The sequence below is a fragment of the Vibrio sp. 2132-1 genome, from assembly GCF_033344315.1.
In genome coordinates, this window is record NZ_JAWPON010000424.1 from 1 (window position 1) to 654 (window position 654).

The 654-nt window shown below is 46.8% G+C and carries 2 pseudogenes; both read right to left on the reverse strand.

Annotated features, from left to right (window positions below):
• A pseudogene (locus R8N47_RS28910) lies at window positions 1-160 on the reverse strand (chromosome partitioning protein ParA); the annotation flags it as partial.
• Window positions 161-173: 13 nt separating this feature from the next.
• A pseudogene (locus R8N47_RS25815) lies at window positions 174-654 on the reverse strand (serine/threonine protein kinase); the annotation flags it as partial.

Below are 654 nucleotides of genomic sequence, written 5' to 3' on the forward strand. Positions count from 1 at the left end.
TGGTTTTGTAATACAGGCCAGTCACTGGAGAGTCGATAAAGTAGCCTTGCTTCAAGGTTGAAGCTGGCGGGTGTGAAGTGGCTGCAGAAGCATCTGCCGCCAAAGTGGACGTAGTAGCCGTCAATGCAGACAGCCAAAATACCACTGAACGTGTATACATCTTGTTTTAAGCCTTATTGGTTGGTGCTGTCCTTAGACGCACAATTTGGCTGACAACTCATTGGTGTAGTTAGGTGCTTCTCTGGCACCGGTGTCATCATCGCCAACAACATTTTTTGTTTTATATGTTTGGGGATATCTGGGTTAGAGAGTATCCGCCTTCGTGTTAACTCCATCATGGAGTTCACTGAGAGATGTTCGACATTTTGCCCCTTCGCGTGGAAGATGAGGCGAGTCATTTCGTACATCATATCTTCTGCAATCTTCTTCTCTTGTTGCAGTTGGATATTCTTTTGAATCAATGCATTACCAAATAGCACGCCGGATAAAACCAGAATGGCAGATAATGCTGCAGCCAGCGGACGGCGCTGCACTAAACGCAATGCGCTGTACAACGGCCAATGTTTTTTTTGTTCGATTGGGCGCCGCTCAAGCATGCGCTCAATATCAATTCTGAGTGCTCGAACGTCTGAATAGCGCAGTTTTGCGGCAGAG